Source organism: Labrys sp. HAY1-8F (assembly GCF_056754975.1).
The window spans coordinates 4,317,514-4,343,470 of record NZ_JBPGWZ010000002.1; the positions used below are offsets into that span (position 1 = coordinate 4,317,514).

Here is a 25,957-nt window from a genome sequence, read left to right on the forward strand (position 1 = left end):
CCAAGAATCGCAAAACGCTCCAGCCAATCCATTGGATTGGCTTGGAATCAAAGAGCTAGAGCAAAACAGCGTTTCGGTCTAAACCCGCTTTGCTCTAGGGGGCGCAGCTGTCTCCATGCCTCGATGTAAAGCGCGTTCGGGACATCATCCGATCTGGCTTGACAGGATCGGTGTCGATCAACATGGTGGAGCCATGAGCACCGTGGTCAAAATCACCCTTCGTCTCTTCCCGATCGCGGAAGCGTAGCCCCGGGCTCGGCCGTTTGCGCCCCGAGCTGCGGGGCGCGCCGCTTCCCATACGGGGCGGCATACCACCCGGCGCATTTTTCAATCCGTCAAATCGCAAAGCTGTCGCCGGCAGGCTCGCGCCAAGCGCGGGGCCGGCGCATCCATTTTTCGTCGCCATGCTCAGCGGGTAGCCGCTTGGCAGGTGGGCGTGCCATGTCGCGCCTATTCTGAGGTATCCAATCATGAATCAACCCATCAAGAACCAGACCAAGCCCAATATCATCGTGAACGAGATCGATTTCGAGCGCCTGACGCAGCTTGCCACCTCCGCCCTCGATCGGTTCCCTGAAGTGGCCGAGGCGTTGCTCGGCGAGCTCGACCGGGCCGAGATCGTTCCGGCGGTGCAGGTCGGCGAATGTGTGGTGCAAATCGGCTCCGTCGTCAGCTTCGAGACGGAGGGCGGCGCCTTGCGCGAGGTCAAACTGGTCTATCCGGGCGAGGCCGACATTGCCGAGGGCAAGGTCTCGATCCTCACGCCGATCGGCACGGCCTTGCTGGGCCTGTCGCCGGGGCAGTCGATCACCTGGAAGGCCCGTGACGGCCGCGAGCACGAATTGCGCGTCACGACCGTAAAGGCATCCTGAAAGGGGCGCCGTGATCTATTGCGCCGCGGCGGCGTCGGTGTTCCAGGCCGCCATGGCGTCGTTGAAGGCCTTCTCGCCAGTCGGCCCCTTCTCGAAGGTGAATACGGCGTTGCGGCCGTTGGCGAAGGTGAACACGAGGTCGAACCATTGATTGGCCTGCAACATCTTGGCGTTGCGGCCCTTCTCGTCGGGTGGGTCGAGCAGACCCATCAGGAACACGCCCGTCGTGACCTTCATCAACGCCCCGTCGAGCTGCAAGCCAGGGACCTGCGGATCGGACTTGACGTTCACGCTCTTGACGTCGCCGACGGCGCCGCTGGGATAGTCGGCCGGTACGCTCATCTGGATGTTCAAGAGGTAGTTTGCCGGCAGGGAACGGTCGGAATTGTGCCTGAGGGTGAGGAGCACCTTCATCTTGCGGTCGGGAACGGTGATTTCACCGACGACGACAGTGTCGAGCGGTCCGTTGGTACCGCTGGCCTGCGATTCCGTACGCCAGTTCACGGTGCCTTCGAAGAGGCGGCCCTTCATCGGGGCGCTCGGGTCTTCCTCCATCAGGCGCGCGCGTTGCCCCTCCGGCGCCTCCGACTGCGTCGAGGGCAGCAGCGGTGCGGGCGCTGTTGGAACCTGCGGCGCCGGTGCGGCAGGCTGCGGGGCGGCTGGCGCCGGTGCCGAAGGATTGCCGGTGGCGACTTCGGTCGGGGGCGGCCGGCGCGCCGCCGAGGCGGTCATTCAATTTGCCAGGCTCGGGTGCGGGCTTGGATGATGCTTGTGGTGCGGGGCCCGGCTGAGGCACCGGCGCCGGGCTGTCGTCGCTTCCGCGCAAATAGAGCGCAGTGGCGGCGCCTCCGCCGATGATGACGGCTGCCAGCGCGGCCATCACGGCATAACGCCGGAAATTGCCGTTGGAACTGCTGCGACGAGGCGCCTGAGGCCGCCGCTTCTCGGTCTTGCGCTCGGCGAAAGCCGGCAAGCCGTTCGGCCGGGACGAGGCAGGCGAGGGCGCCTCATCGTCCACGGCATCGTTGTCAGCAGGCTCGCCATCGGACTGGGACTGGGGAGCGGCCGGGCGCTCGGAGACGACCGGCTCGGGCGTGAACTCGGCTTCGTCGTAATGGTGCTCGACGCGCCGTATGGCCTCTTCGAGCAGGTTGCGTTCCCTCGCAATCTGCCCCTCCGTCAGCGCTGGATCAGCGGCATTGAGCTGGCGGAGAAGGGCGGAGCGGGCTTTCTCATAGAGCGCCTGGCGGGTTTCCTGCGTATTGGGGGAAAGACCCTGCACGGCTCGCTGGATGGGAGGAAAATAGTCCGTCGACACGCGTTCTGGCTCGATCTCTTCACAGAAGCATTTTCCAGAAAAGTTTATGGACTTTTCGGTTAGGAAAATGCGTCAAAACAAGACGTAAGAGCAAAATGCGATTCGGAGAAATCGCAGTTTGCTCCGGGCCCATGATCCGCTGCAGGCAGGCCCGGCTGCCAAGACGTGGTCGAAACCACGCCTGATCCTGCCCCTGGGAACAAGACCATCGCCGGATACGCCTGGCGCCGCGCGGATCGCAACCCGCACAGTGCCATCGCAGCAGATCACGCACTAATGCCCGAATCTGACGGGATTAGGTCTGCTCTTAGACTTGAAAGGGATTTTGCACAAGGATCGTGTCATCCCGGTCGGGGCTGGTGGAGAGCACGGCCACCGGCGCTCCGATCAGCTCTTCGATGCGGCGCACATATTTGATCGCCTGCGCCGGCAGGTCGGCCCAGGAGCGGGCCTTGGCCGTGGTTTCCTGCCAGCCCTCGATCTCCTCATAGATCGGTTTCACGCGCGCCTGGGCGGCCTGGCTGGCCGGCAGATAGTCGATTTCGCGACCATCGAGTTCATAGCGCACGCACACCTTGATGGTCTTGAAGCCATCGAGAATGTCGAGCTTGGTGAGGGCGATGCCGGTGATGCCGGAGGTGCGGATGGTCTGGCGCACCAAGGCGGCATCGAACCAGCCGCAGCGGCGGGCCCGGCCGGTGACCGTACCGAATTCGCGGCCGCGCTCGCCGATCAGGCGGCCGGTCTCGTCAGTGAGTTCGGTGGGGAAGGGGCCTTCGCCTACGCGCGTGGTGTAGGCCTTGGTGATGCCCAGCACATAGTCGAGCGCGCCCGGCCCGAGGCCGGAGCCGATGGCGGCCTGCCCCGCGACCGTGTTGGAAGAGGTCACATAGGGGTAAGTGCCATGGTCGATGTCGAGCAGGGCACCCTGGGCGCCCTCGAACAGGATGCGGTTGCCGGCCTTGCGCGCCTTGTCGAGCAGGGCGCCGACGTCGTCCATGAAGGGCAGGACGAGCGGCGCCACGTCCGCCAGTTCCTGATAGAGGGCTTCCGGATCGATTTCGTTCTGGCCGGTGCCGCGGCGTAGGGCGTTGTGATGGTTGAGCAGGCGCGCGATCTTCGGGCGCAGGGAGCCGAGATCGGCCAGGTCCATCAGGCGGATGGCGCGGCGGCCGACCTTGTCTTCATAGGCGGGACCGATGCCGCGCCCGGTCGTGCCGATCTTGGTGCCATCGGTCGCCGATTCGCGCAGGCGATCGAGGTCCTGGTGCAGCGAGAGAATGAGCGGGGTGTTCTCGGCGATGCGTAATGTCGTGGGCGTCACCGAAACGCCCTGCTCCGTCAGCTTCTTCACCTCGGCGACGAAGGCGCGGGGGTCGAGCACCACGCCATTGCCGATCACCGAGAGCTTGCCGCGCACGATGCCCGAGGGCAGCAGGGACAGCTTATAGACATTGTCGCCGATGACGAGGGTATGGCCGGCATTGTGGCCGCCCTGGAAGCGTACGACGACGTCGGCCTGTTCCGACAGCCAGTCGACGATCTTACCCTTGCCTTCGTCGCCCCATTGCGACCCGACCACGACGACATTGGCCATGGTGATCTCCCTTCTCTCTCTGGCCCTCGGCCCCGAAATTCCGAGAGCAAAACGCGTTCAAGTGGAAACGTCGTTTTGCTCTAACTCTCTCGTTTCGATACGTTTTTCGATCGCTGGTGGTTCCACCAAATCGTAAAACACCTTCGCACGGAATTCCAAAACCCGGACACGCAAAAGCCCGGCTCATCCGATGGCCGGGCTTTTTCACTTCCTAACGGATCGAGCGGGCGTCGTAAACCCGTAAAAATCGCTGCAAACAGTGAATATTGAGGCTGTCATATATGACGGCCACTATTGACACAAAAGTGTCAACCGTCATTGATACCAGCGCCGCTGTAAAAACCTTTACGGAAAAATGGGCCGGCGCGGCACCATCTTAGGAGTTGGACAAATGAGCAGGAAAACGTGGCTGGGTATCGCATCGGTATCCGTGCTGGCCTTGGCGGCTTCGATGGGCAGCGCGTTGGCCCAGAGCCAGGAGCTGATCGACGCCGCCAAGAAGGAAGGCCAGCTCACCACGATCGCGCTGCCGCATGACTGGTGCGGCTACGGCGCCATCATCGAGGGCTTCAAGGCCAAGTATGGCCTCAAGGTCAACGAGCTCAATCCGGACGCCGGTTCGGGCGACGAAGTCGAGGCCATCAAGGCCAACAAGGGCAATACCGGCCCGCAGGCGCCCGATGTGATCGATGTCGGTCTTTCCTTCGGCCCGACCTCCAAGAAGGATGGCCTGATCCAGCCCTACAAGGTGGCGACCTGGGCTTCCATTCCCGACAATGCCAAGGACGCCGATGGCCATTGGTACGGCGACTATTACGGCGTGCTCGCCTTCGAGGTGAACAAGGACATCGTCAAGAATTCGCCCAAGGACTGGAGCGACCTGCTGAGCTCCGACTACGCGAATGCCGTGGCGCTGGCTGGCGATCCCCGCACAGCCAACCAGGCGATCCAGGGTGTCTATGCCGCCGGCCTGTCCGCCGCCAAGGGCGATGCCAGCAAGGCTGCCGCCGAGGGGCTGAAATTCTTTGCCGAACTCAACAAGAAGGGCAATTTCGTGCCCACCATCGGCAAGGCCGCCTCGCTCGCCCAGGGCGCGACCCCGATCGTGCTGCGTTGGGACTACAACGCCCTTACCGATCGCGACACGCTCAAGGGCAATCCGGATGTCGACGTGGTGATTCCCGCCAGCGGTGTGGTGGCTGGCGTCTATGTCCAGGCCATCAGCGCCTACGCACCGCATCCCAATGCCGCCAAGCTGTGGATGGAGTATCTTTATTCCGACGAAGGCCAGATCGGTTATCTGAAGGGCTATTGCCATCCGATCCGCTTCAACGACCTCGTCGCCAACAAGAAGATCCCGGCTGACCTGCTTGCCAAGCTTCCGCCGGCGGAAGCCTATGCCAAGGCCGTGTTCCCGACACTTGATGAGCAGGGCGCTGCCAAGGCCGAGATCACCAAGGATTGGGACAGCGTGGTCGGCGCCGCCGTCAAGTAAGATCGTTTGTCATCTCCTGCGCGTCCTGTCCGGTTTCTCCGGGCAGGACGCGTGCTATTGTGGTCGCCGCATGAATACCACCGCAAACACTGCCCCAGCTGCAGCTCCAGGCTCGGCCAGAGCCGGTGGAGGGCTGGCCGTGCTGGGCATGGCGCCCTTCGTGCTCTTCGCCTTGCTCTTCCTGGTGGTCCCGACGGCCTTGCTGCTGGTCGGGGCATTCTTCGACCGGGAGGGGCATTTCACCTTCGGCAACATCTTCGAGCTGTTCACCAATCCGGCGATCGTTTCGTCTTTCTGGCTCAGCATCAAGATCAGCTTCGCCTCGGCCCTCGGTGGTGCTTTCATCGGCTTCTTCGTGGCCTATGCGGTCATTCTCGGTGGGCTGCCCGAGTGGATGCGCGGCGCCGTGATGACATTTTCGGGGGTCGCCTCGAATTTCGCCGGTGTGCCGCTGGCCTTCGCCTTCCTGGCTACGCTGGGGCGGGTGGGTCTCGTCACCGTCCTGCTGCGGGACTGGCTCGGCTTCAACCTCTATTCGACCGGATTCAACATTCTCAGCTTTACCGGTCTGACCGTGGTCTATCTCTACTTCCAGATTCCCTTGATGGTGCTGGTGATCGCGCCGGCTCTCGATGGATTGAAGCGCGAATGGCGCGAGGCCAATGCCGTGCTGGGCGGCAGCAATTTCCACTATTGGCGGCACATCGCACTGCCGATCCTGCTGCCGAGCATATTGGGCGCGACGTTGCTGCTGTTTGCCAATGCCTTCGGCGCGGTGGCGACCGCTTATGCGCTTACCGGATCCAGCCTGCCGATCATTCCCATCCAGCTCTTTGCCCAGATCCGCGGCGACGTGCTCAGCAATCCCAATCTGGGCTACGCCATCGCCTTCGGCATGGTGGTGATCACCAGTATTTCCAGCGGCGCCTATATCTGGCTGCGCAGCTATAGCGAGCGGTGGGTGCGATGAAGAAATCCTCCGTGCTGTCCTGGCTGATCATCCTGCTGGCAATCAGCTATTTCATCATCCCGTTGCTCTCCACCTTCGAGTTCTCGCTGCGCATGCTGCGCGGGCAATACAGTTTCGAAGCCTATCGCGTGGTGTTCGCCCAGGCGGAGTTCCAGAACGCGTTCATCCGTTCGATCCTGCTCGCGCTTGCTACGATCATTCTGAGCATCCTGCTGGTGGTGCCGGCGGCCTATCTGGTGCGCCTGCGCCTACCGCGATGGCGGTCGCCGGTGGAGTTCGTCACGCTGCTGCCGCTGGTCATTCCGGCAATCATCATCGTGTTCGGCTATATCCGCATGTTCAACTCGTCGTCCTGGCTGCCTTTGACCGATAGCGAATGGACCACGGACCTCCTGCTTACCTTCGGCTATGTCGTGCTGGCGCTGCCCTATATGTACCGTTCCGTCGATGCAGGCCTGCGCGCCATCGACGTCAAGACGTTGACCGAGGCGGCCCAGAGCCTGGGTGCCAGCGGTTTCACCATCCTGTGGCAAGTCATCCTGCCGAACATTCGCTCGGGCGTGCTCAGCGGCTCCTTCATTGCTTTTGCCATCGTCATCGGCGAATTCACCTTTGCCAGCCTGCTCAACCGGCCGGTCTTCGGTACTTATCTGCAATTGATCGGCGCGAACCGGGCCTATGAGCCCTCGGCGCTGGCCATCGTTGCCTTCATCATCACCTGGGCCTGCATGGGCCTGCTGCAATTGGTCGGACGCTCGCGCGGCGCCCGGCCGGCACGCTGAAACTGCTACTGGAGGTCAAGATGTCCTTTCTCGAGATCACCGGGCTGCAGAAGAGCTTCGGCGCCAATCAGGTGGTGAAGCGTTTCGATCTGTCGGTCCAGAAGGGGGAATTCATCACCCTGCTCGGTCCCTCCGGCTGCGGCAAGACCACGGTCCTGCGCATGGTCGCCGGTTTCGAGTCGCCATCCGCCGGCTCGATCCGCATGGACGGCAAGGAAATCACCGGCCTGGCGCCCAACCAGCGCAATGTCGGCATGGTGTTCCAGGCCTATGCCCTGTTTCCCAACATGACCGTGGTCGAGAATATCGGCTTCGGCCTGAAGATCGCCAAGAAATCCCAGTCCGAGATCGACGCTCGCGTCAAGCAGATGCTGGAGATGATCAAGCTGCCGCAGATCGCTGACCGCTATCCCTTCCAACTCTCCGGTGGCCAGCAGCAGCGCGTGGCCCTGGCGCGCGCGATTGCGGTGCGCCCCAAGATCCTGCTGCTGGACGAGCCGCTCTCGGCGCTGGACGCCAAGATCCGTGTGTCCCTGCGTGACGAGATCCGGGTGCTGCAGCAGGAACTCGGCATCACCACCTTGTTCGTCACGCATGATCAGGAAGAGGCGTTGTCGATGTCCGACCGCGTCGTGGTGATGAGCGCCGGGCAGATGGAACAGGTCGGCACGCCCTTCGAGATCTACAATTTCCCCAAGACGCGCTTTGTCTCCTCTTTCGTAGGCACGCTGAATTTCCTCACGGGCAAGGTCGTCGATGCCGCTGCCGGACGCTTCTCGGTCGACGGGCAGGAGGTGATCACCAGCCGTGGCCTGCAGGGTGCCAGCAATGGTGAGACGCGCACGCTGGCTTTGCGCCCCGAAGCCGTGGTGCTGGGCACCGGCGGCGAGGGACGCAATAGCCTCACCGGCCGCATCGAGCTCGTCAGCTTCCTCGGCTCGATCGTGCGCATCCGCGTGCGCTTCGACGAGAACGTGGTCTCGCTCGATACCTTCAACAATCCGGGTGCCCCGCCCCCCCAGATGGGCGAGGACGTGACGGTGTCGTTCGGCCGCGGTGATCTGCAATTGCTGGAAGAGGTCGAGAAGGTCGCGGCCTGAGGGCTGCATCCTTCTCTCCTTGCGGGACAAGGCTGTGCGCCCTCATTCCTTGAGCGGCCCGTTCCTCAAACGTGAAAGATCGAAGTCCCGGATATCCCTGAGCAGGTCGACCAGCGCCTGAGCGCCGAATTCGGCCGAGAGTTCGCCGTGTTCCGGCGTTGCCTTCCCGGCATCGCCCGCCGCGCCCTCGGGGCGGATGTCCTGGGCCATCCAGCCGAAGCCGCCGGGACGGCCGGTGCGCAGATATTTGAAGGTCTGCTCCATTTCGTAGGTGACCGGACGGAAGTCCCTGGCCTTGTCCATGCGCACGAGGTCGGGCCGGAAGGCGAGCATCAAGGCTGTCTCGATCTCGCCGGCATGGATGCCCAGGCGCGTCTCGTCATCCGAAAAGGCGCCCTTGGGGTAGCCGAACATGTGCCAGGAGGTGAAGGCGACCAGCATGCCGTGGCGCACGCGCAATTCGCGGGCCACGATATCCATCGCCGCCATGTTGCCGCCGTGGGAATTGACGATCAGGAGCTTGCGGATACCGGCCCGGTGCACGCTTTCGCCGATCTCGACCCAGGCCCGGATTACAGTTTCGGCCGAAAGGCTGAGGGTGCCTGGGAATTCCAGATGTTCGTTGGATTTGCCGATGGTCTGGATCGGCAGGAAGGTCGCGGGAATGTCGGCGGGAATCAGCGGGATGGCGCGGTCGAGATAGCCCTGCATGATCATGCTGTCGACGCCAACCGGCAGATGGGGCCCGTGCTGCTCCACGGCGGCGATCGGCAAGACGGCGATCCAATCGGCGGTTTCGCGGGTGCGGAAATCCTCCGTCGTCATCTCGAACCATTGGCGGCGGGGCAGGGAAGTGGAGGCGGGCATGATCGATTCCAGGAAAAAGGATACCCGAACCATACAGCCGCGAGGCGCCATTACAACGCCCCGCTGCATTCTCCGTCCGGCCAGCCAGTGCCTGCTACCAGACTTGCTGGCCGCGATAGGGGCCGGGCGGACGGGGTCTACGATAACGCTGGCCGGAATTGGGTGAAATCGGATTGTTGGAGGGCGTTACCACCGGGCCCGGCGGCGGGTAGCGAGGCGGCCTCTGGACCACGGGGCCATCATTCCAGACAGGTGGGCGGCGGCGGGCCGGCGGGCTGTAGATCGGTGGCTCGTCGACATAGTCCAGCGCAGGATAAATCCGCCGCCTGCTGCGCGGGGCTTCCGGCGCATCGACCCGGCGCAGGTCGCGCCGTTTGGTATAGCGGGGCGGAGGTGGGCTCCAGGACTTGAAGCGGGAGGCTGCCGGCGTCGGCAAGGCGATGGGCGTGACGGCCGGCGCTGCTGGCGGCGGCGGCGCGCAGGCAGCAGCAAGGCTGTCACCGACGGTCAGCGAGGCGGCCGAGGCGGCGGTATTGAGCCAGAGCAGCCATTCGCCGAGAAACGCGGCCGGCCAGGGCGCAACCGGGCCGGTGTCGTAGTCGATGACGGTTGCAGGCGGCGGCAGCACGAACACGGCAATGCCGCGCACGATCTTGATGCGTGTCACCGGGACCGAGCCGGCGAAGGTGCCGACTGGCGCCGCCGAAGCTTCACCCTCACAGCGATTGCCGAGCTTGGCCGTCTCGATGAAGGTCCATTGCCTGTCCACGTTGAAATTGGCGAGGCTGATTTCCTGCTGGTCGGTTGCGGGCGGTGTCGGTGCCCATCCGGTCCAGTCGCCGCCGCCGCGCCAGATCACCCAGGCGGGGCTCCATTGCGTGCCGGGTATCCAGACCCAGCCATTGCTGCCGTCCGAGGCCCACCGACCGTAATGATGGATGATCTTGCCCCAGACGGTGGGATCGTCATAGGTCCAGCCGAAATTGCGGTCATAGACCCAGCGGCAAGCCGGATAGGGGTGCCAGCCAGCAGGCACCACCGAAGGCTTCCAGACCTCGCCATAGCGTTCGGAATAGATGTATTGGCCGTAGCCCGACAGCACGGTCTTGAATTCTTCGAGGCTGGGAGCCTGCGTCTGGATGGCGGCGACGGGCGCGGCCCGCGCCCGGTCCGCGAATGTGGCTGCAGTAGGCAGGATGGCACAGGCCAGCAGGAAGGAAGAAACGAGGCCAATCCCCAGATGGCGTGTCGTGCCGGCCATAGCAAACCCCTCCATGGGTTATTGCTTCGATAACGGCCGATGATGAACCTGTTTGGGGGAGCCGTCCGTATCAATTGGCACAAAGTGGCCACAAAATGAAACCGCCGGTACCGGATTTTGCTCCGGTCCGGCGGTCAGAATACACCAGCTTTGACTGGTTCAGTGCAACCTCTCGGTGCTCTTCAATCTTGCAATTTCGTCTTTCAGAAGGAGTTTCTTGCGCTTCAGCTCTGCGATTTTGAGGTCATCCGAGGAGGGATGAGCCAGTGCGATGGTGAGTTCTGTTTCGAGAGCGTGATGTTTGCGCTCCAGTTCGACCAAATGCGACTGCACAGGCATTAACGGCTCCTTGTGTCACAGTTCCGACATTCAACGTTCTCACGAAACGGTACGCATGTCGAAGGAAAATCGTGGATTCTCGCCGTGAATCGATTGTGCAAAGCAACAATAAATTTAGTCAGAACAATAGCTTACCGCACGGTAATGCAGTGTGGAAGAGCCAAAAAGAATGCTGGATCAAAGGCCTAGGAAGGGCTTGTGAAAGTTGTCCGGCAAGCTTTGCCAAACGGGTGTAAATAGATGGCGATATCTTGCCGCAGCGCTTGCGGGCAAGAAATCGGCTCGGCATAGTTCGGCACCGTGCCCGAAGGGGCATGGGGCGGCAGGACGGTCCAAATACCGAGGCTGCCATTCGGAATGGAAGGGTATGGGCTTGTCAAATCCACTCACCGAGGAGGAGGAAGCCGCGATGATTGCGGAACTGGGGCAGTTGCGCCAGGAACACCGCGATCTCGACTCCGCGATTGCCGCTTTGGAACAGGTGGGAACTCCCGACCGTCTGCAGCTTCAACGCCTGAAGAAGCGCAAGCTCCATCTCAAGGACCGCATGTCCCTGCTGGAGGACCTGCTGACGCCGGATATCATCGCCTGACGCTTTTGCGTCACCGGCATTGCATGGGGCGCGGGTCACGATAGGGCGTGCGCGCGAACCGGGCCGTCAGACGGCCTTGCCGCTGGTGATCTCGGCCAGCACCCAGTCCCGGAATGCCTTGATCATCGGCTTGTCCGCCTTTGTCCGCGGTGCCACCAAATGATAGGCGAATTCCGGCGCGATCTTCAGCGACAGGTCGAAGGGGCGCACCAGCCGGCCCGCCGCCAGATCGTCGCCGACTAGGCTGGTGTTGCCGAGCGCCACACCCTGGCCGTCGACGGCCGCCTGCAGGGTCATGATCGACTGGCTGAAATGCAGGCCGCGTATCGGGTCGGGTTTGTCGGCCTTGGCGGCCATCAGCCACATGCGCCAATCCGGCCACATCGAATCCTGGCTGTGCCAGTCGAGATGAATCAGGGTGAAATATTGCAGGTCGTTGGGCTCTCGCAGCGGAATGGGTCCATGCAGAAGCTGCGGACTGCAGATCGGAAAGACGTCCTCGACGAACAGGCGGTCCGAGCGCAGGCCGGCATAGGCGCCACGGCCGAAGCGGATGGCGACGTCGACTTCCTGGCGGCTGAAATCGGCGAGCGTATCGGAAATATCGATGCGCATGTCGATGTCGGGAAATTGCTGGCGGAAGCGCGGCAGGCGCGGCACCAGCCATTTGGCCGCGAAGGATGAGCCGGAAGAGACGGTGAAGCTCTTGCGCTGGGTGGTGTTGGCGGCCCTGTGCAAGGCTTCGTCGATGGTGCGCAGGGCGCCGCCGGTCGCTTCGAGCAGTTCCTCGCCTGCATGGGTGAGCTTCATGCTGCGGCTGGTGCGAAAGAACAGCCGGGTGCCGAGGCGGTCCTCGAAAGCGCGGATCTGGCTGCTGACGGCGGCGGGGGTCACGTCGAGCTCGATCGCGGCCTTGGCAAAGCTCAGATGACGAGCGGCGACGGCAAAGGTCCACAATGCACCGAGGCCAGCTCCCGATCTGCTCATGCCCTACCTGTGGTCATCAAGTTTTTGTTGATGGTGAAGAAAGGTTTGCTCCATTGATAATCTAGCATAAAGCATTGAAAATAGGAAACATATCGCGAGAGCGTATTTACTTTTTGTTGAGGGTACGAGTATGTCGAGCGTCGAATTCCACGAAGATGAATGGGGCCGGCATTGGAGCTATGCCCCCGCTCTACACGGGACGCAGGTGCGCCTGAACTACTCGATCGCCGCCATTCTGGTCGAGGGGGCCACATCCTTCGTCGAAGCGATCTCCGCCGGCCTGGCACAGCTCAGGGGGCAGGATCAGACAGTTGCGATGGGGCATCAGCGCGACGTTTATGGCGATGACGATGTCCCGCCGATCCGCTATGCCCGCTATGAGGGCGTGCGCGACGAGTTCGGTCGCCGGCTTCCATAAAGGTGAAGTTCCTGGATTCTATCGGATGACAAAAAGGGCGCGATCACCGATCGCGCCCTTTCTTGTTGCCGGTATTAGGTCGCAACGGGTCCGGGAAAGCACGGCTGAAGCCGGCTTCCAATCTTCACAAGCAAAAGGGCTTTTCCGCGCTGGCGAAAAAGCCCTTTCAAGTGATGGATCTGAGCTGGCCGCCTGGGGCTCAGTCGTCCTTCTGCTTGATACCCTTGAGCTTGGCGAACACGTTGGCGACGTCCAGTTCGTCCTCCTCTTCCGCCTGGCGCGGCGTGTTGCCAAGAGAGGCGAAGGGATTGTCTTGCCTATGGCCGCGATCAGCCGTCGGTCCGGTGGTGATTTCGGCGGGCAGCAGCGTGGCGCTCTCGGGCTCGGGCGGCCGATCCTTGGAGGCGCGGGCGACTTCGAAATCGAGATCGATCTGGGTGCAGAGGCCGAGCATGACTGGATCGGCCGGGGCCAGCTGCGCGGTGTTCCAATGGGTGCGATCGCGAATGGCGGCGATCGTCGTCTTGGTGGTGCCGACCAGACGCATGATCTGGGCGTCCTTGAGTTCGGGATGGTTCTTCACCAGCCAGAGAATGGCGTTGGGGCGATCCTGGCGCCGCGAGACCGGCGTATAGCGCGGGCCCTTCTTGACCTTGGCGATGGCGATCTTGACCTTCGGCTCGGCCAACCGGAGGCGGTGATGGGAATCGCGCTCGCCGCGGGCGATCTCCTCGCGGGTGAGCTGGTTGGCGATCACAGGATCCTGGCCCTTGATGCCGGCCGCAACCTCGCCATCGGCAATGCCCTTGACCTCCAGCGGATGCAGTTTGCAGAACTCGGCGATCTGGTCGAAGGTGAGGGCAGTGTTCTCAACCAGCCAGACGGCGGTGGCCTTCGGCATCAGCGGGGCGGTCGACATTGGCATCTCCTCGGAAAGCATGAGCCCGCTGCCGCCTCGCTCCAGCCTCCTGGAACGAAGCCCGACGCGAGCTGATTGTCGGGATTCATACCTCATATAGTCGTCGTTCGCCCGAAAGGGAAGCCTGTTGCACCGCTTTCCCGCCAGGATTGTCGACAGGGAGCCATCCTGGCTATGATGATCCCCTCGGTGCGGGCAGGTGGGAGCGGACGGGATGGCAGGGCGGAGCCCAAGCGAATTCCTCCTGATTGTGCCACGGGCACGATCAGGAGGAATTTGCAGGATATCAAACATTGGCAGAGTTTTCTGGCGCGACGCATCTGCGGGCCTCACCGGAGAACTCTGCTTAGACGGGATTGGACGCCGCCGGGTGATGGAAGCGATGGTGGGGCTGGTGGTTGCCGGTGTCCCGGCCGCGGCGGTGGGCGCTCCCGAGAGCTTTCGCGAGGAAGTGGTCAGCCTGCTCCGCCGGCACCGGCCCGCTTTGAAATTCACTCTGCCCGGCGATGATCCCGAGAGCGTGCATGTCAAGGTCGGCGAAGATACTAAGCAGGTCTATCTCGGCAATCTGCAGCGCCAGCTCGGCACGGCGCGGGGGGCGGACCGGGAGAGTCAAATCCTTGCTTTCTTCGATGGTATCCTGGCCGTCCGGCCCGCCGATGACGACGAGCGCAGGCACTGGCAGGATGCGCGTGCAAAACTGCGCCTGCAGATCGTGCCTATCGAATATCGCCAGCAGGCCAAGGAGCTGATCTCGCTCGATCTGACGGCCACGGTGGTGATCGCCTATGCGCTCGATCAGGGTGAGCGCTATTCCCTCGTTACGACGGATGATCTGAAGACATGGGGCGTCAATGCCGACGCCGTCCACGAAGCAGCCTTGGTGGGGTTGGAGGCCGCCTCCGGCGCGCTGGCGATCGGGGCCAAGAAATCGGCGAGAGGCCGGGGCGCCTACGCGACCATCCTGACCCAGGATGGCTATGATGCCGCCCGCCTGCTGCTGCCCTCGATCCGGCAAAGGCTGCTGAAGGCGCTGGGGAGCGACCTTGTGATCGCCGGCATTCCCAATCGGGATTTCCTGGTGGCCTGGACGCCCGACTTTTCGGCAAGGGCTGATTTTGCCGCGAAAGTGAGCGAAGATTCCAAGTCGCGCTCGCATCCGCTCACGGACGAGCTTTTTGTGCTCGATGCCAATGGGTTTAGAATGGCGACGTCGGCGGAACTCGCCGAGCAGCGCCGTATTTGATGTGAGGAGACGAAATGGCGATTTTCGACGAAGAGCCGCGAAAGGTGCCGGTGGCACATCAGATCGGGCAGGACCTCTCGACCTTGTCGCTGCATGAGCTCGACGAACGCATCGCGGCCCTGAAACAGGAGATGGTACGCCTGGAGGAAGCCAAGGCCCGCAAGGCAGCCTCGCTTTCGGCGGCGAGTGCCTTCTTCAAGACTTGAGCCTGTAAGCCAAACCCGCCGTTCAGGCGGGGTGACGCAGGAGGCCGTTCAGCAAGGCATGAAAGGCCTTCACCGCTTGCTTGGACGCCGACTGTGGATCGGCCGCATTGGCGATCCATTGCGAGGCATGCCAGGTGGCGCCATTGACCAGCCGGGCTGCGGCCTCCGGGTCGACATCGGCAAGAACACCGTCCCGCTTCAGCGCGGCCAATGTGGCACTCATCGAGGCGATGCAGCCATCCTGGCTCGGCCATTGTGAGGGATCGCCGAGGAAGGCCGGGCCGTCGCGAAACAGGATACGCTGGATTTCGGGCTCCAACGCCATCTCGATATAGGCCGAGCATTCGGCGACGAAACCCTGCCAGGGATCTTCAGCCTGGGCCGAAACGGCGGCGAGCCGCTTGGACATCTCGGCGTCGAGTTCCGTGATCACCGCCGCGAGCAGGCCCTTCTTGTCGCCGAAATGGTGATAGAGAGCGCCGCGCGTCAGGCCGGCAGCCGCCGTGAAATCATCCATCGACGCTTCCGCATAGCCGGCCGTGCCGAAGGCGGCGCGTGCCGCCGCCACCAGCTTGGTGCGGGTCTCGGCGATCATTTGTGCTCGCGGTTTGCGGGCCATGTCCTCTCCTTTACATACACTGCGTATATTAGTTGACATACGAGACGTATGCAACTATGTCGAATACATACGTTGCGTATGTCAGCGCGTCCTTTTCCCTTGGAGTGCCCGATGTCCAATCCCTACAGCCTGATCTTCCGAGCGCCGGGGGCAAAAGCCTTCGCGGCTGCCGGTTTCCTGGCGCGCCTGCCACTTGCGATGGTGACCATGGGTATCGTTGCCATGATCTCGCAGACCCACGGCGAATATTGGCTGGCCGGCGCCGTCTCGGCGACCTTCGCCCTCGGCAATGCCTTCATGTCTCCGCAAATCTCCCGCCTGGTGGACCGCCTCGGCCAGAGCCGCGTCCTCATTCCCGCGACGAGTCTGTCGGTTGTCGCCTTCTCGGTTCTGCTCCTGGCCGCGCATTTCCATTGGCCGGCATGGATCTTGTTCGTTGCGGCCCTGTTCGCGACCACCATGCCCAGCATGCCTGCGATGGTCAGGGCACGCTGGTCGGAGCTCTATCGCGATACGCCGCAATTGCACACTGCTTTCGCCTTTGAATCGGTGGCCGACGAAGTCGTTTACATGGCTGGATCCATCCTTTCGGTCGGGCTGAGCGTGGCGTGGTTCCCTGAGGCCGGTCCGCTGGTTTCGACCGTGTTCCTTGCCGTCGGCACGGTGCTTTTCGTGATGCAAAAGTCCACCGAACCGCCCGGCCGCTTCACCGGCCCCAGTGCTTCCTCCGCCATCCGCTTGCCCTCGGTGCGCATCCTGACTTTCGTCCTGATCGCCATCGGCACTATCTTCGGAACGGCAGAGGTCACGGTGATCGCCTTTACCAAACAATTGGGGCAGGCGACGGCAGCCAGCTTTGTCCTCGCTGGCTACGCCGCCGGCTCCCTCATTGTCGGCCTGGTGTTCGGGGCGTTGAAGCTGAAGACGCCGCTCGAGCGTCAATTCGTCGTTGCCATTGCGGTAGCCGCCGCTACAACTGTGCCGCTGCTGTTCGTTTCCAATGTGGTGATGCTGGCGCTGTTGCTGTTCTTGTCGGGTGTATCGATCTCGCCGACACTGATCACCGCCATGGGTCTGGTCGAGCGGCATGTGCCGGCGGCCAAGCTCACCGAGGGGATCACCTGGGCGATGACCGGCATCGGCATCGGCATGGCAGTCGGCTCCTTCGCCTCGGGCTGGGTTATTGATCGCTTTGGTGCTGCCGACGGCTTCTGGATCTCTTTTGCGGCCGGTATCGTCGCGCTCACGGTTGCGCTGCTGGGTTCGTGCAGGCTGACGCCGGTAGCGAAAGAGGACGGGCTATGCGCGGCGGCCGCCTGACTAAAGCATTTTCCAAAGAAGTTGATAGATTTCTTGATTAAGAAAAATGCGTCAAAACAAAGAGTTAGAGAAAAAATGCGACTCGGATAAGGCACGCTTTGCTCTCGAACCGGCGGGCGTTAACCGAATATCAAGAATTCCGCGATAACCTCACGCCATTCCAGCTCGCTGGATGTTCGAGTGGCTCCTGTTCACTCTGTTTGACGCCTCCCTGTTTCGACTTGGACAAGCCGCGATCATCCGTATCGCGGCTTCTTTTTGTGCGTGGGGGGCGGATCTTCGGATCCGCCTGGAGGCGCGAGGCTCGATGGAAGAGCAGGGCGGGTCTGAAGACCTGCCTCCCACGACCAGGACAGCCCAAAAACAAAAGCGGACCCGAAGGCCCGCTCTCATCGTCCCAGCCATGTCTGCTAGAGCAAAACGCGTTCAAGCATGAACGCTTATTTACTCTAACTCTTTATTTCCAAGCCAATCCAAAGGATTGGCTTGAGCGTCTTTGCGATTCTTGCCGATTCCGTCAAATCGCAAAACGCTCTAGGCTCAGCGCTTGAAGCTGATGCCGGCAAAGCGCTGGTTGAACTTCGACACACGGCCGGCGCGGTCGAGGAGCTGCTGCGAACCGCCGGTCCAAGCCGGATGGGTCTTGGGATCGATGTCGAGCTGAAGGGTGTCGCCTTCCTTGCCCCAGGTCGAATGGGTGTGGAACTCGGTGCCGTCGACGAAGACAACCTTGATCTTGTGATAGTCGGGATGAATGTCGGACTTCATGGGGTCAAATCCTGCTCTGTGCCGGAGCGCTACCCCGGTCGGACAAGTCAAATTCGAATGAGTGGGCGGCTCGATAGCGCAATTTCGGTCCGGATACAAGCACCGCTCCCGCATTTCTCACATGCGGGAAACGTCATCTCGCCGAGGCTACAGCAATGTCCCCCGCAGAATGACCAGGGCGACGGTGAAATAGATGACGAGGCCGGTGACATCGACCAGCGTCGCGACCAGGGGCGCAGAAGCGCTGGCGGGGTCGAAGCCTACCTTCTTGAGAATGAAGGGCAGCATGGAGCCGGTCAGCGAGCCGAAGGTGACGATCGCCGTGAGGGCGCAGCCGATGGTCAGGGCCAGCAGGGCCCAATGCGGCCCGTAGTCGTAGAAGCCGGCCTTCTGCCAGACCACGATGCGCACGATGCCGATCAGGCCGAGGATTGCGCCAAGCACGATGCCGGTCGGTAGTTCGCGCAGGGCGACCCGCCACCAGTCCTTCAGCTTCACCTCGCTCAGCGCCAGCGCGCGGATGAGCAGGGAGGTTGCCTGGGAGCCGGAATTGCCGCCCGAGGACATGATCAACGGGATGAACAGGGTGAGCACCACTGCCTTTTCGAGTTCGCCCTCGAAGAATTGCATGGCGCTCGCCGTGAGCATCTCGCCCAGCAACAGCACCGACAGCCAGCCCGCGCGCTTCTTGATCATCGACCAGAAGCCGATCTGGTCATAGGGATCGTCGAGGGCCTCCATGCCACCGAACTTCTGGGCGTCCTCGGTGCCCTCGGCCACGATCGCGTCGATGATGTCGTCGAAGGTGCAGATGCCGATGACATGCATGCTGTCGTCGACCACCGGCACCGCCAGGAGGTCGTATTTGGCGATCAGGCGTGCCACTTCCTCACGGTCGGCCGTCGGCGCGACGGTGATCGGCTTGTCGAAGCGGGCGGCCGTCAGCACCGAGGCCTTGGGATCGGCGGTGATCAGGCGGCGCAGCGCCACGGCCTTGAGCAATTGGCGGGTCTTGGGATCGAGGACATAGACCGAATAGATCGTCTCGCGCGTGCGCTCGACCCGGCGGATATGGTCGAGCGTCTGCTCCACCGTCCAGGACGAGGGCACGGACACGAATTCGGTGGTCATCAGCGCGCCGGCGGTGTCCTCGGGATAGGACAGCAGCCTGTCGAGCGAAGCGCGGGTCTCAGGATCGAGCCGATTGAGCAGATCGGTGCGCGGCGGATCGTCCATGTAGCGGAAGACATCCGCCACACGGTCCGAGGACATGCCGGCCATCAGCTTGAGCGCCCGTTCGGCGGGCAGGGCCTCGATCAGTGCCGCAGGATCGTCCAGGCCTGGCTGGTCGAGCACCTCGATGGCCCGCTCGTCGGGCAGGTGCACGAGGACATGCGCCTGTTCCTCGATCTCCTGCTCGTTGAGCAGCTCGACGATGTCGGCTACGTGCTCGAGGCCGAGGCAAACCTCAAGGATGTCGCGGTCAGCAACGTCAACGGTCTTTTCAGCCAGGTCTTCCATGGCTCTTCCTTCCTCTCGGCCGTTGCCGGCCGGAAGGACGAGCCCGCGAGCGGTCAGTCCTTACAAGCCGTCAACGGCGCGAACATTCGACTGCTACTGTCGCTTGGCATGATCTCGTTGATCTCGTGGGGTCCGGCCAGTGACGATTCCTTTGGAATAAATCCAAAGGCCGGAACAATCGCGACTTGCGCCTCTCCGCCGTCGCAGTCAAGCGCTTTTTTGCACTGCGCGATAATATGGAGAGCGCGGCAAACTGAAGCGGTTTGGGCCCGTGCGATTGCAGCAGCGCCCACAGCGGGGCATTGTCCCGCGCGCTCGAAAGGAAGAATACTACGTGGCCACGGAAACTGACCCGAAAACCCGAGAAAATACCGCGGAATCCGCCAGGAACAGCCGGACCTTGCGCCCGCTGATGGCGCTGGCACCCTATGCCCTGGCTTATCGTGGCCGCATCCTGCTGGCTTTCCTGGCTCTGACGCTGGCGGCGGCGGCGACGCTGGTGGTGCCGATTGCCATGCGCCGCATGATCGATCACGGCTTCTCGGCCGATCATGCCGTCGCCATCAATTCCTACTTCCTGGCCATGACCGGCGTGGTGCTGATTCTCGCTTTGGCCAGTGCCTGCCGCTATTATCTGGTGATGACACTGGGCGAACGGGTGGTCGCCGACGTGCGCACCGCCGTGTTTGCCCACTTGACCGACCTTTCACCGGTGTTCTTCGATACGGCCAAGACCGGCGAGGTGCTCTCTCGCCTCACCGCCGACACGACCCAGATCAAGGCTGCGTTCGGTTCGTCCGCCTCGGTGGCCCTACGCAATCTTTTCCTGTTCGCCGGCGCTGCGGTGATGATGGTGTGGACCAGCCCCAAACTCTCGGCGCTGGTGCTGATCGCCATTCCCATCATCGTGCTGCCGCTGGTTGCCTTCGGCCGGTCCGTGCGCACCCGCTCGCGCAAGGCGCAGGACACCCTGGCCGATGCTTCCGCCTATGCCGGGGAGATCATCGGTGCCATGCGGGCGGTGCAGGCCTTCACGGCCGAGCGCCTCGCCATAGGGCGCTTTTCGGGCGAAGTGGAGAGCGCCTACCAGGCCGCTGCGATTTCGACCCGCTCGCGCTCCGTGTTGACGGCAATCGCCCTCTTCCTGGTATTCGCCTCGGTGGTCGGCGTGCTCTGGCTCGGCGCCCATGATGTGGTGGCGGGTGTGATGACCCCGGGCACCCTGTCGCAATTCGTGCTCTATGCCGTGTTCGGTGCCGGTGCCCTTTCGGAGCTTGGCCAGGTCTGGGCGGAGATCGTGCAGGCGGCCGGCGCCGCCGAGCGTCTGGGCGAACTTCTTGGCGAAAGGCCGGCGATATCGGCGCCGGCCCGGCCGCTGGCCCTTCCCGAGCCGGCGCGCGGTGCCGTGGCCTTCGAGGGCGTGACCTTCGCCTATCCCACCCAGCCGGACAGGCCGGTGCTGCACGATATCGATCTTGCGGTGAAGGCGGGCGAGACGGTCGCCATCGTCGGGCCGTCCGGAGCCGGCAAGAGCACGCTGTTCCAGCTCCTGCTGCGCTATTACGACCCCCAGTTCGGCCTGATAACGCTGGACGGCGTGATGCTGCCGCAGGCCGATCCCAAGCGCGTGCGCCAGCGCATCGCGGTGGTGGCCCAGGATCCGGTGGTCTTCGCGGCGACCGCCCGCGACAATATCCGTTTCGGCCGTCCTGACGCCAGTGACGCCGAGGTCGAGGAAGCAGCTCGCCTGGCCGCGGCCGACGGCTTCATCCGGGCCATGCCACAGGGCTACGACACGCCGATCGGCGAGCGCGGCGTGACGCTGTCGGGTGGCCAGCGCCAGCGCATCGCCATCGCCCGTGCCATCCTCAAGGATGCCCCCGTGCTGCTGCTCGACGAGGCGACCTCGGCGCTGGATTCCGAAAGCGAAAAGGCGGTGCAGGCGGCGCTCGATGGCCTGATGACCCAACGCACCACCCTGGTGATCGCCCATCGCCTGGCCACGGTGCAGGCTGCCGATCGCATCATCGTGCTCGATGACGGACGCATCGTCGAAGAGGGCACACATGAGGCCCTGGTGGCGCGCGGTGGCCTCTATGCCCGGCTGGCACAGCTGCAATTCAGGGACGCGGCCTGAGCCGGAGGAGCGGTGTGCCGGTCTTCAGACCGGCATTTCCCGTGTTGATGAACGCGGTGTTTTCAAGAATGTCGATCTGAAGATCGGCACACCAGCCGCGCTCCTATCGTCCCGCCGCGTTCACGACGGCGCAGATATGGGTACGCAGGGCGCTTTCGGTCGAGAACTGGCCGGGCTGCACATGGAATTCGAGATCGACGCGGGTCGCGCTGCCAGTCTTGCGGGCGATGACCCGGATTGTCTGGGGTCGGCCGGAATTGGCGCCGTCCTGGGTTGCGATCAACACACCGGCCTTCTTGTTGACGCTGACGACGTCGATACCCTCAGCGGACAGGGCACGCCCGACATTGTCGAGCGCTTTGGCCGGAGCAACCTTGGGAAAGACTGCCCAGGTGCTATAGGTCAGGCCGGTGAGCAACGGCACGCCGGAACTCTTGAAGTTCTGCGCGCAGCTTTGCGCAGCGGCGGGTGAGGCGATCAGGAGAGCGAGCGCGGCGGCGCCGGCAATATTCTTCAGCATGGAAACATCTCTGGCTGCCGCCGGGCCCCGGTCGGCGATGGCTTAAAGCGTTTTGCGATTTGACGGGATCACTTCAAATCGCAAAGGCGCTCTCGCCAATCCGTTGGATTGGCCTGGAAACAAGGAGTTAGAGCAAGGCACGGTTCGGATAAACCGCACTTTGGTCCGGGGACATCACAGTGGAGAGCGAGGCAATCCATCATGACCATCCGTGCATAAGCTACCTACCACTACGGGAATAGAAGAAATTCGATGGCTATCGGGTTGCTGTTTCGCAGGATACTTGCTGGCCGAGGATGACAAGGCAGATCGGTAGGTGGGATACGCCGTGACATAAAGAGTTCGGCTACGGCCTCTCTTCGATCGGAGATTTGGGGTGGAACAGGCTCCCGGGAACGAAGATCGCGGCCTTGCGGACGAGAAGAGCCGGGCTTGGCGCGATCTTGGCTGGGGGATCGGGTGGTCATTCCTGCTTCTGGTACTGATCATTGCCCTGATGTGGGGCGCGCTTGCCTTTGAAGGCATCCTGCCGAGCAGGGCAGTGGCCTTGCTGTTCTTTTTCTCCCTGGCCGCCATCATCCAGCTCGTCTTCCTTTATCCGGTCCTCTCGGCGATGGGCACTTTGTTCAAAATCTATGTCGGGCGCCGCCTATGGCGGCTGACATGGGTACGGTGGCTGGTATGGTCCTTCCTCGCCGCGATCGCGGTCAGCGGCCTCTACCAAGCCTGGTCGGATCTGATGTCCTGAAATGCGGCTCGTCTCCGATTCCCCGGCGGCCAGCCGCAACCTTCGACGGCCGAGTCACGAAAAAGGCCGGTCGCGAGACCGGCCTTGATCATATCGAATGTCAATGCGCCATCAGGCCGAAGGGGCCGGCTCCATGCCGCCTTCCGTCTGCGGGGGCGGGCGACGTGGCTTGCCGGCGGAGATGGCCGAGCCGCGGGTCGTCTGGGGCTCGTCCAGCGGATCGCGCGAAGGCGGCTTGCCGTTGAGGAGGTCGCGGATCTCGTCGCCGGTCAGCGTTTCATACTCGAGCAGCGCCTGAGCCAGGGCCTCGAGCTCGTCCCGTTTTTCGGTAAGGATGTGCTTGGCGTCTTCCCAGCCCTGGTTGATCAGGCGGCGCACTTCGGCGTCGATCTTCTGGGAGGTCGCCTCGGACACGCTTTGCGTACGGCCCATGGACATGCCGAGGAAGACCTCGTCCTGGTTCTCGCCATACATCACGGTGCCGAGCTCATCCGAATAGCCGTAGCGGGTGACCATGGCCTTTGCCATGCGCGTGGCCTGCTCGATGTCGCCGGCGGCGCCGGAGGTGATGTTCTCCTTGCCGAAGATCATCTCCTCGGCCACGCGGCCGCCCATGGCGACGGCGAGCTGGGAGGTGAACTCGACAAATTTCATCGAGTAGCGATCGCCCTCGGGCAGGAACTTCACCATGCCGAGCGCGCGGCCACGCGGGATGATCGTGGCCTTGTGCACCGGGATGCCCTTGGGCACGTTGAGGCCGACGACGGCGTGGCCCGCCTCGTGATAGGCGGTGAGGCGCTTTTCCTCTTCCGACATCGCCATGGTCTTACGCTCGGCGCCCATCAGGATCTTGTCCTTGGCGTCCTCGAATTCGAGATGGGTGACCATGCGCTTGTTGCGGCGCGCTGCGAGCAGGGCAGCCTCGTTGACCAGGTTCATCAGATCGGCGCCCGAGAAGCCGGGCGTGCCGCGGGCGATGATCTTGAGGTCGACGTCGGGGGCGAGCGGAACCTTGCGCACATGCACGCGCAGGATCTTCTCGCGGCCGGACAAATCAGGGTTGGAAACCACGATCTGACGGTCGAAGCGGCCGGGACGCAGCAAGGCAGGGTCGAGCACGTCGGGGCGGTTGGTTGCCGCGATGATGATGATGCCCTCGTTGGTTTCGAAGCCATCCATCTCGACCAGCAACTGGTTGAGGGTCTGCTCGCGCTCGTCATTGCCGCCACCCAGGCCGGCGCCACGATGGCGGCCGACGGCGTCGATTTCGTCGATGAAGATGATGCAGGGCGCGTTCTTCTTGGCCTGTTCGAACATGTCGCGCACGCGGCTGGCGCCGACGCCCACGAACATTTCGACGAAGTCGGAACCGGAAATGGTGAAGAAAGGCACGTTGGCTTCGCCGGCGACGGCACGCGCCGTCAGCGTCTTACCGGTGCCGGGCGGGCCGACCAGCAGTACGCCGCGCGGGATACGGCCGCCCAGGCGCTGGAATTTCTGGGGATCGCGCAGGAACTCGACGATCTCCTGCAGGTCCTCCTTGGCCTCGTCGATGCCGGCCACGTCATCGAAGGTGACGCGGCCATGGGCCTCGGTCAGCAGCTTGGCCTTGGACTTGCCGAAGCCCATGGCCTTGCCGCCGGCACCCTGCATCTGGCGGGACAGGAAGATCCACACACCGATCAGAGCCAGGATCGGCAAGGCCTGCAGCAGGAGCTGCAGCAGCCAAGGTGTTTCGGCGGGCGGCGCGGCACTGACCTGCACACCCAGATCATTCAATGTCTTGGCCAGTCCCGGGTCGTTGGGCAATTGCGTGGTGAAGTTCGAGCCGCCATTGACGTAGCTGCCCTTGAGCTCACTACCCGTGATGGTGACGTCCTTGACCTTGCCTTCCTTGGCCGATTTCACCAGTTCGGAGTAGGAGATCGAACTGTCGGCGGAAGCGCTTTGGCTACCCGTCTGCCGGAACAGAGTGAAGAGTGCCAGCAACAGCAGCACTACGATCACCCAAAGCGCAAAATTTCGGAAGTTCGCGTTCATCTCTTGCCTTTCGCGGCGGACGGCCTGCCTGTGCAGGAGACGCCACAGCATATCGCGGCTAAAATAGGCACGGGCGAGCCAAATGCCAAGCCAAGCCCGTGGGATAGATAGCCCTGCGCTCCCTTATAGAAGTGGCGAGGGCTTGTCACGGTGAAGATTCGAGTGGCGCATGCGCCGCTAATTTCTTGAAATAGGCCATTATTTTGCCGCTTCTAGGGCAAGGCCGGTGGAAAATGACAATTTCTACATCTTGGTTTTTGCAGCACCGCGCCGGCGTTCGGGCTCACGGGTGATTTGCAGATTGCCGGCCTTGTCCAGCCGCAGCAGCGTGCCGCCGAGGCTGCGCTGCCAGGATCCGCCTTGGCCGAGAGCCGGGTCGAGGGCTTGATCGAGTGCTGCGGCCAGCGCCTCCAACCGTTCGAGGCGCAGGCCATAGGCTGATGCCTTGCTCTTGTCCTGCATCAGCAGGACGGCTCGCTCCAGGATACGCAGCCTGATATCGGCGGGGCAGACCGCAAACCCCGGGCCGTCGAGATGCAGGCGGTCTTGTTCCCGTCGGGCGAGAATCTCGAAACGCTCGGCCGCAACGGCCTCAAGGGCATCGTTGCTGCGCGCGGCGCGGCGGGCGAGCAAGGCCAGGCGTGCCGGGTCGAGGCCGAGCGGCGCGAGCTGGGCGAGAAGGGCGCGCAAGCGTACGCGCTCGAATCGGGGATTGCGGTTGGAGGGATCTTCGAGCCAGGCCACCCCGGCGGCCTGCAGGGTCGCCACCAGCCGGGCTCGCGTCGTGCCGAGCAGGGGGCGGAGAAGGCTGAGGTCGGCCAGGGGCGTGAGGGGACGCATCGCCGCCAGGCCGTCGACGGCCGAGCCGTGAAGCAGCCGCATCAGCACGGTTTCGGCCTGGTCGTCGAGCGTATGGGCCGTGGCGATCGCGTCCGCTCCGACTTCGGTGGCCACCGCAGTCAGCAGGGCGTAACGGGCGCTGCGAGCCGCTTCCTGCAAGCGTGCGGCCGGCTTGTCGCCCTCCCAGCGCTTGACGATACAGGGCAAACCAAGATCGACGGCACTTGCGGAAACGATACGGCATTCCTCCGCGCTTTCGGCACGCAGGGCGTGATCGATGCTCGCGACGGTGAGACGGGTTTGCGGGCTTTGCTCGCGCCAGCGCGCGGCCAGCAGCATCAGGGCGGTGGAATCGCCGCCGCCCGAGACAGCGAGGATTACATGGGCGCGATTGTGGAAATCGGCGAAGAGGGCAGGAAGTTCCTGCAGGGCAATGGCTGCGGACACGGCTCAGTCCCCGAACGCGCGGTTTGCG

26 protein-coding genes are annotated in these 25,957 nt (G+C 62.9%); 13 read left to right on the forward strand and 13 right to left on the reverse strand.

Annotated elements, in window-relative coordinates; translation table 11 throughout:
- Positions 1-470: 470 nt before the first annotated feature.
- On the forward strand, positions 471-872 hold the full coding sequence (gene rnk, locus ACR9ZN_RS28900) for a nucleoside diphosphate kinase regulator (protein ID WP_481273808.1): 402 nt from the start codon (positions 471-473) through the stop codon (positions 870-872).
- A 15-nt stretch (positions 873-887) separates the two neighbouring features.
- Here the strand turns inward: rnk and ACR9ZN_RS28905 are convergent, their stop codons facing one another.
- Complete coding sequence (locus ACR9ZN_RS28905) at positions 888-1,604, reverse strand: hypothetical protein (RefSeq protein WP_481273809.1); 717 nt, start codon at positions 1,602-1,604, stop codon at positions 888-890.
- A 382-nt stretch (positions 1,605-1,986) separates the two neighbouring features.
- On the opposite strand from ACR9ZN_RS28905, the gene ACR9ZN_RS28910 reads away from it, so the two are divergent.
- Positions 1,987-2,253 carry a hypothetical protein gene (locus ACR9ZN_RS28910; RefSeq protein WP_481273810.1) on the forward strand — a complete coding sequence of 89 codons (267 nt, stop codon included), beginning with the start codon at positions 1,987-1,989 and terminating at the stop codon, positions 2,251-2,253.
- 244 nt (positions 2,254-2,497) lie between these two features.
- Here ACR9ZN_RS28910 and ACR9ZN_RS28915 read toward each other — a convergent pair whose 3' ends face one another.
- Complete coding sequence (locus ACR9ZN_RS28915) at positions 2,498-3,787, reverse strand: adenylosuccinate synthase (RefSeq protein ID WP_454812779.1); 1,290 nt, start codon at positions 3,785-3,787, stop codon at positions 2,498-2,500.
- A 451-nt stretch (positions 3,788-4,238) separates the two neighbouring features.
- On the opposite strand from ACR9ZN_RS28915, the gene ACR9ZN_RS28920 reads away from it, so the two are divergent.
- The 4 genes from ACR9ZN_RS28920 to ACR9ZN_RS28935 all read left to right on the forward strand — a co-directional run bounded on the left by ACR9ZN_RS28920 (position 4,239) and on the right by ACR9ZN_RS28935 (position 8,134).
- Positions 4,239-5,282 carry an ABC transporter substrate-binding protein gene (locus ACR9ZN_RS28920; RefSeq protein ID WP_434959586.1) on the forward strand — a complete coding sequence of 348 codons (1,044 nt, stop codon included), beginning with the start codon at positions 4,239-4,241 and terminating at the stop codon, positions 5,280-5,282.
- 70 nt (positions 5,283-5,352) lie between these two features.
- Positions 5,353-6,252, forward strand: a complete 900-nt coding sequence (locus tag ACR9ZN_RS28925) for an ABC transporter permease (RefSeq protein ID WP_434955122.1) — start codon at positions 5,353-5,355, stop codon at positions 6,250-6,252.
- Positions 6,249-7,034, forward strand: coding sequence for an ABC transporter permease (locus tag ACR9ZN_RS28930; protein WP_434955123.1), 786 nt, complete (start codon positions 6,249-6,251; stop codon positions 7,032-7,034). The genes ACR9ZN_RS28925 and ACR9ZN_RS28930 overlap by 4 nt, the downstream gene beginning before the upstream one ends.
- A 20-nt stretch (positions 7,035-7,054) precedes the next feature.
- Positions 7,055-8,134, forward strand: a complete 1,080-nt coding sequence (locus tag ACR9ZN_RS28935) for an ABC transporter ATP-binding protein (RefSeq protein WP_434955124.1) — start codon at positions 7,055-7,057, stop codon at positions 8,132-8,134.
- A gap of 42 nt (positions 8,135-8,176) precedes the next feature.
- On the opposite strand, the gene ACR9ZN_RS28940 is transcribed toward ACR9ZN_RS28935, so the two are convergent.
- The 3 genes from ACR9ZN_RS28940 to ACR9ZN_RS28950 all read right to left on the reverse strand — a co-directional run bounded on the left by ACR9ZN_RS28940 (position 8,177) and on the right by ACR9ZN_RS28950 (position 10,601).
- On the reverse strand, positions 8,177-9,001 hold the full coding sequence (locus tag ACR9ZN_RS28940) for a creatininase family protein (protein WP_454812782.1): 825 nt from the start codon (positions 8,999-9,001) through the stop codon (positions 8,177-8,179).
- Positions 9,002-9,095: 94 nt separating this feature from the next.
- Positions 9,096-10,262: a DUF6600 domain-containing protein gene (locus ACR9ZN_RS28945; RefSeq protein ID WP_481273811.1), complete on the reverse strand. Its 1,167-nt coding sequence runs from the start codon at positions 10,260-10,262 to the stop codon at positions 9,096-9,098.
- A 159-nt stretch (positions 10,263-10,421) separates the two neighbouring features.
- Positions 10,422-10,601 carry a YdcH family protein gene (locus ACR9ZN_RS28950; protein ID WP_434955127.1) on the reverse strand — a complete coding sequence of 60 codons (180 nt, stop codon included), beginning with the start codon at positions 10,599-10,601 and terminating at the stop codon, positions 10,422-10,424.
- Positions 10,602-10,968: 367 nt separating this feature from the next.
- Here ACR9ZN_RS28950 and ACR9ZN_RS28955 point away from each other — a divergent pair, with 367 nt between their 5' ends.
- On the forward strand, positions 10,969-11,193 hold the full coding sequence (locus ACR9ZN_RS28955; RefSeq protein ID WP_434955128.1) for a YdcH family protein: 225 nt from the start codon (positions 10,969-10,971) through the stop codon (positions 11,191-11,193).
- 66 nt (positions 11,194-11,259) lie between these two features.
- On the opposite strand, the gene gcvA is transcribed toward ACR9ZN_RS28955, so the two are convergent.
- Positions 11,260-12,180, reverse strand: a complete 921-nt coding sequence (gcvA, locus tag ACR9ZN_RS28960) for a transcriptional regulator GcvA (protein ID WP_481273812.1) — start codon at positions 12,178-12,180, stop codon at positions 11,260-11,262.
- Between the two features lie 130 nt (positions 12,181-12,310).
- On the opposite strand from gcvA, the gene ACR9ZN_RS28965 reads away from it, so the two are divergent.
- Positions 12,311-12,598 (forward strand): hypothetical protein, encoded by a 288-nt coding sequence (locus ACR9ZN_RS28965; RefSeq protein WP_481273813.1) that lies wholly within the window; start codon positions 12,311-12,313, stop codon positions 12,596-12,598.
- A gap of 199 nt (positions 12,599-12,797) precedes the next feature.
- Here the strand turns inward: ACR9ZN_RS28965 and ACR9ZN_RS28970 are convergent, their stop codons facing one another.
- Positions 12,798-13,517, reverse strand: coding sequence for a DUF1013 domain-containing protein (locus ACR9ZN_RS28970; protein WP_434955131.1), 720 nt, complete (start codon positions 13,515-13,517; stop codon positions 12,798-12,800).
- A gap of 373 nt (positions 13,518-13,890) precedes the next feature.
- On the opposite strand from ACR9ZN_RS28970, the gene ACR9ZN_RS28975 reads away from it, so the two are divergent.
- Complete coding sequence (locus ACR9ZN_RS28975) at positions 13,891-14,763, forward strand: DUF1444 family protein (RefSeq protein ID WP_481274402.1); 873 nt, start codon at positions 13,891-13,893, stop codon at positions 14,761-14,763.
- Positions 14,764-14,777: 14 nt separating this feature from the next.
- A complete protein-coding gene (locus ACR9ZN_RS28980) occupies positions 14,778-14,969 on the forward strand; it encodes a DUF1192 domain-containing protein (protein ID WP_434955133.1) in 192 nt (63 codons plus the stop codon).
- 22 nt (positions 14,970-14,991) lie between these two features.
- Here ACR9ZN_RS28980 and ACR9ZN_RS28985 read toward each other — a convergent pair whose 3' ends face one another.
- The gene (locus tag ACR9ZN_RS28985) at positions 14,992-15,588 is read right to left on the reverse strand and encodes a TetR/AcrR family transcriptional regulator (RefSeq protein WP_481273814.1); all 597 of its coding nucleotides are present in this window, start codon (positions 15,586-15,588) and stop codon (positions 14,992-14,994) included.
- 111 nt (positions 15,589-15,699) lie between these two features.
- Here ACR9ZN_RS28985 and ACR9ZN_RS28990 point away from each other — a divergent pair, with 111 nt between their 5' ends.
- Positions 15,700-16,908, forward strand: a complete 1,209-nt coding sequence (locus ACR9ZN_RS28990; RefSeq protein ID WP_454812794.1) for an MFS transporter — start codon at positions 15,700-15,702, stop codon at positions 16,906-16,908.
- A gap of 540 nt (positions 16,909-17,448) precedes the next feature.
- Here ACR9ZN_RS28990 and rpmE read toward each other — a convergent pair.
- Both rpmE and mgtE read right to left on the reverse strand, forming a co-directional pair.
- Positions 17,449-17,676, reverse strand: a complete 228-nt coding sequence (gene rpmE, locus ACR9ZN_RS28995) for a 50S ribosomal protein L31 (RefSeq protein ID WP_434955136.1) — start codon at positions 17,674-17,676, stop codon at positions 17,449-17,451.
- A gap of 147 nt (positions 17,677-17,823) precedes the next feature.
- Positions 17,824-19,197 (reverse strand): magnesium transporter, encoded by a 1,374-nt coding sequence (mgtE, locus tag ACR9ZN_RS29000; RefSeq protein ID WP_434955137.1) that lies wholly within the window; start codon positions 19,195-19,197, stop codon positions 17,824-17,826.
- Between the two features lie 334 nt (positions 19,198-19,531).
- On the opposite strand from mgtE, the gene ACR9ZN_RS29005 reads away from it, so the two are divergent.
- A complete protein-coding gene (locus tag ACR9ZN_RS29005) occupies positions 19,532-21,334 on the forward strand; it encodes an ABC transporter transmembrane domain-containing protein (protein WP_481273815.1) in 1,803 nt (600 codons plus the stop codon).
- A gap of 103 nt (positions 21,335-21,437) precedes the next feature.
- Here the strand turns inward: ACR9ZN_RS29005 and ACR9ZN_RS29010 are convergent, their stop codons facing one another.
- Positions 21,438-21,854, reverse strand: coding sequence for a hypothetical protein (locus tag ACR9ZN_RS29010; protein ID WP_454812799.1), 417 nt, complete (start codon positions 21,852-21,854; stop codon positions 21,438-21,440).
- Between the two features lie 376 nt (positions 21,855-22,230).
- Here ACR9ZN_RS29010 and ACR9ZN_RS29015 point away from each other — a divergent pair, with 376 nt between their 5' ends.
- Complete coding sequence (locus ACR9ZN_RS29015) at positions 22,231-22,602, forward strand: hypothetical protein (RefSeq protein WP_454812801.1); 372 nt, start codon at positions 22,231-22,233, stop codon at positions 22,600-22,602.
- 111 nt (positions 22,603-22,713) lie between these two features.
- Here the strand turns inward: ACR9ZN_RS29015 and ftsH are convergent, their stop codons facing one another.
- Both ftsH and tilS read right to left on the reverse strand, forming a co-directional pair.
- Positions 22,714-24,642 carry an ATP-dependent zinc metalloprotease FtsH gene (ftsH, locus tag ACR9ZN_RS29020; protein ID WP_434955142.1) on the reverse strand — a complete coding sequence of 643 codons (1,929 nt, stop codon included), beginning with the start codon at positions 24,640-24,642 and terminating at the stop codon, positions 22,714-22,716.
- Between the two features lie 243 nt (positions 24,643-24,885).
- Positions 24,886-25,929, reverse strand: coding sequence for a tRNA lysidine(34) synthetase TilS (gene tilS / locus ACR9ZN_RS29025; protein WP_481273817.1), 1,044 nt, complete (start codon positions 25,927-25,929; stop codon positions 24,886-24,888).
- Between the last annotated feature and the right edge of the window lie 28 nt (positions 25,930-25,957).